Source organism: Wolbachia endosymbiont of Mansonella ozzardi, assembly GCF_020278625.1.
GTDB lineage: Bacteria > Pseudomonadota > Alphaproteobacteria > Rickettsiales > Anaplasmataceae > Wolbachia.
This window is the reverse complement of the sequence record NZ_JADAKK010000068.1, coordinates 1-4,456: the sequence shown is the minus strand read 5'-3', so window position 1 is coordinate 4,456 and position 4,456 is coordinate 1. Positions and strand designations below refer to the sequence as shown.

Below are 4,456 nucleotides of genomic sequence, written 5' to 3'. Positions count from 1 at the left end.
AAGAAACCCTGTTAGCTAGTTATTCCTCTCTTTATTTTAAAATCCGACGTTGGATGATGTCTTAAGCGACTTATAAACGCATTTCAGCTTGTGTGGGTAAAAAACCTGAAGTTTTAAAAGATATGCAGTGCACATAGCACGACAAATACAGCTTTTTTTGTCACTTTAAACCTGTAGAGATCGGGAAGTAAACAAATAGCTTCAGTATCGCAATAAAAGAGTTGATAGAGTTTGTCAAGTAGTTTTTTCTCACATGCCAAAGCTGGTTTGATATGCAAAGAGTCTATTGACACTGAGTATAATCTGGAGTAGTGGTAAATAACAATGTTTAAAAGTATCTTCACATTCAGTTTTTTTACGGCTATTTCAAGAATCTCAGGGCTGATAAGGGATATATTAATTGCCATGGTTGTCGGTGCAACTCCTCTTGCAGATGTATTTTTTTCTTCGTTTCGTTTTGCCAATCTATTTCGAGCGTTTTTTGCAGAGGGAGCGTTCACTACCTCCTTTATACCATTATATTCAGCAGGATCGCGTGACAGTAAAAAGGCATCTAGCTTTGCAAGTAGTGTAATATCTCTCACGTTTATTATTTTATCGATTTTTTGCCTTATCACGCAAACTTTCTTTCCTTATATGATTCAAGTATCCACTCCTGGATTTGATCAAAGCAAACTTGCCCTCACTGTGAGTTTATCAAGAATTATGATGCCTTACATAATTTTTATTTCAATAGCATCACTTATCGGGGGAATGCTGCAAGTAAAGCAGCACTTTGTCTCAACAGCCATTGCACCGATCATTTTGAATCTCTGTTTAATTGTCAGTTTACTTGTGCCTTACATAAAAACACCGGCTCACAATCTCTCCATAGCCGTCCTGATTGGAGGGATTTTTCAGCTATTATTAATGCTGTTTAGTGCATATAAACTAAAGGTTGCATTTTTTTTTAGCATAAAATTGAATAGTGAAGTAAAGTTGTTTTTTAAGCGCGTAATACCAGCAATTATCAACAACTGCGTAACTCAGATAAGCCTATGGATTGATACAATTATGGCAAGTTTTATACCAAATGCAGTGTCCTATATATATTATGCCGATAGACTAAATCAACTACCGCAAGGAGTAATTGGCACTGCAATTGGTACAGTGCTTCTTCCCTTAATCTCAAAACAAGCAAATGATACTGAAAGTATAGCCAAAATACAAAACAAAGCTCTCAGTGTAGGATTAATATTAATTATGCCAACAACTGCCGCCTTTATTATTATTCCTAACATGATTTTACTTACGCTTTTTTCTCACGGTAAGTTTGATCACTATGCAGTGCAGCAAACTGCTCCTACGTTGATAGCGCTTTCTCTTTCTTTACCTGCATTTATTATAAATAAAGCCTTGCTACCCACGTTTTTTGCTAATGGCAACTTAAAAATACCAACTATATTTTTGCTAGTGTGTCTTGGAATCAATGTGGTGCTAAACCTCTTGTTAATGTACAAATATCAGCACACAGGAATTGCTGTCGCTACTTCCATTTCCACTTGGATAAATTCTATTCTACTAATTACCTACCTAACAATAAATAAAATGTATAAGATTAGCCAAGTGTTACTATTAAATGTCGTAAAAATTCTTACCGCAACATTGGTCATGTCAATAGTTCTTTATGTTTCTAGTTTCTTATCAGCAGGGTTATTTCTCGATAAAATATTTGCTCGTATCATCCATTTAGCAGCGCTAATATTTTTAAGTATCGTTGTTTATTTTGGTACTCTTTATTTAATGTTTACGGGCAATTTAAAGTATATAAGACTATGAGATTTTCTATATACACAATGTTATCAATCTCTTTGGTATTGATCCTTTTGTACATTGCTGCAACTTTCAGGGACTGGAATAGCTGCAAGGAACATATTGTGCAAAAATTAGAAAATAAATACAACGCTAAAGTACACATTGGAGGAAAAGTCAAAGTTTCACTAATTACTCCAAAGCTCACTATTCATAACGTATACATTCAATGTAACAGCAATAAAGAACGAAAATTATCAGATTTGATTAGCATAAATAAAATTGAAGTAAGGCTATCTCTTCTATCGTTATTTTTGCTTTCGCTACAACCAAAGTCAATTACATTATTTGGTATGAAAAGCAGTAAAGAAAATTTTGTTAATATTACAAATGAAAAAGCCAGTAAAGTTGACATAATAATAAGAAACAGCCAAGCAAGTTTAAACAATAACTTCGTTGATTATAGCAATATTGTTAACATAAAAAAGGTTGCTATTAAGAGAAATGGGCAATTCTCTGGTGAAGTGAAGGTAGGTGATAATAATTATGATTTTTCAGGAAAGGTTGATATTACAAAAAAGAATGTAAACATTAATGTCAAATCAAACTTTATAAAGTTGCTATTTACAGGCAACAGAAATCAAGAAGGGATCCAGGGCAAGCTAACACTAACAATTAATAACAGTTCTGATTTTGTAAATGATCTAGCAAAGATTACCAATCTTAGCTTTCTTGCTTACGCTATCCCTAGTGAAAATATCGAGATATCATCTAACATCAACCTCAATGAAGATGAGTTTGCAGCAACTGATTTGAGAATCGATTCCAAAAGCATGCAAGCCAGCGGTACAATACGAAATGATAGAAAGAATAATCACACTAACGTCAATATTAGCTTCAGTAAAGTTGATTTGGATTCTATACAAAATGATTCACGGAAAACAACGGAGATAAAGGATCTCTTAGAATGTTTTAGAGATGTTGTACCAAAAAACTTGAGCCTAGACTTTAATATGGAGGGCTCAAATATTCAATACCAAAACAGAATATCAAGTAAATTTCATGCTATGTTAAAATTCGCTGATGGCGAAGTAAAAGTTGATACGCTACTTCAAATTCCTGGAGCCAATAACATGTCTCACTTATCGGGAAAAGTCTCAAATAATGGCACCTTATCTGAATTTAATGGTGATTTATTGGTAAAAGGGGATAATTTCGAGTCGTTTATTTCATGCTTTTTCCCTTTTGTAAGGATGAAAGAGAGCGAAAAAAATCAATTTACAATAAGTTCTAAATTACACCTTGCGCCCAGGATATTGTCTATTTCAGACATTAGATTGCTGAATGATAAAGAATTTTTGCAGGGATCAATTAAAGTAAGTCACACAAAAAAACGTAATGTGATTGGTGGTGGATTTAGTGTACATAACCTTAACGCAGACAAATACGATTATTCATTACTCAGTAGCTTATCTAAAGTGAAATGGTTGAAAAATTTGAAGTATGATGTAAACATAGAAACCAGCGTTAGTGATTTTGTGCTAAATGATACAAAAATTGAATACTTGGGCTTTTCGTTGAAGATAGAAAAGGGTAAGCTAGTTGCAGATAAAATAAAACTATCAGGAGAGGATTTTGATATTACCGGAGACATAAAAATATTAGTGGACAAAAAATATATCAAGCCTCTGTTAGATGTGAACCTTACGGGCAACAAATTTAGTGGCAGTATCTTAAAATTACCGAATTTAATAAAGGTGAAAAGAGATTCAAAAAGTAAGATAAACCAAATTCAATGGTCAACAAAGCAGCTTGATTTTTTAGATAACAAAAAAGACTTTGATGCCAATGTGCAAATTAATGTTGCAGAGCTTAAGGATGAGCAAGATATTTTGAGGGATTTTAATTTGAATGCAGTGATGATAAATAACATCATTACTGTTAAAAAAGTGGATTATGCATTAGGACATGGACAAGTGTCTTTTCAGGGTTATTTAAGGCCAAATTCAATGTATATAAAATTTTTCATAGCAAATTTGGACACTAAAAGGGTTGGAAAGGTTATAGGAATTAGTAATGTAAATGGCCAGATAAGCTTAAATGGCGCAATTAAAGCTCAAGGAAAGAGCTTTAATGATTGGGCTAATAATTCGTCAGGGGAATTTAATTTTCAAACACGAGGAATAGAATTTACTAACGTGGATTTTAATTCGTTCATTACTAATTTACTAAGCAGTAAAAGTAAATCTGAAGTTTCCACGCTTGCTAACGTCGATATATATAATGGCAGTACATTTTTTGAAAACGTTAGCGGAAAAGCAAGCATTAGAAATGGTATATGCTCAACTAGTTTACAATTTGGAATTAATCAAGCGTCAGGGTCTACTTCTTCTAATCTAACCTTATCTAACTTCACTTTAGTTTCTTTATCTAGATTTTTCTTCATTCCACCAGGCCGTAGTAGTCCAGTTTATATCGATATGCACTTGGATGGCCCTATTTGGCGTCCTAAGATGAGTTTTGATGAGAACCAAATATTTACTACCCTGAATAGGAATTAAAAGTATTAAATGTGTTTTGTTGCTCAAATAGCTGTCTAAGCCATGGAACTAAAAAAACTACTTAAAGATTCCTCCGGTTTCCTTATCATAGTATTGAAGCTATT

The 4,456-nt window shown here is 33.3% G+C and carries 2 protein-coding genes; both read left to right on the top strand.

The window, feature by feature from the left end; all coding sequences use genetic code 11:
* The first annotated feature begins 324 nt into the window (after positions 1-324).
* Positions 325-1,818: a murein biosynthesis integral membrane protein MurJ gene (murJ, locus tag IHO40_RS05350; RefSeq protein WP_225537108.1), complete on the top strand. Its 1,494-nt coding sequence runs from the start codon at positions 325-327 to the stop codon at positions 1,816-1,818.
* Entirely contained in the window at positions 1,815-4,352 is a 2,538-nt protein-coding gene (locus tag IHO40_RS05345; RefSeq protein WP_225537107.1) for an AsmA-like C-terminal region-containing protein, read from the top strand. Before murJ ends, IHO40_RS05345 begins: the two co-directional genes overlap by 4 nt.
* Positions 4,353-4,456 lie beyond the last annotated feature (104 nt).

What these genes read in the sequence shown, in the direction of transcription:
- IHO40_RS05345 (WP_225537107.1), top strand. Translation starts at nt 1,815, where the DNA reads ATGAGATTTTCTATATACACAATGTTATCAATCTCTTTGGTATTGATC.
- murJ (WP_225537108.1), top strand. Translation starts at nt 325, where the DNA reads ATGTTTAAAAGTATCTTCACATTCAGTTTTTTTACGGCTATTTCAAGA.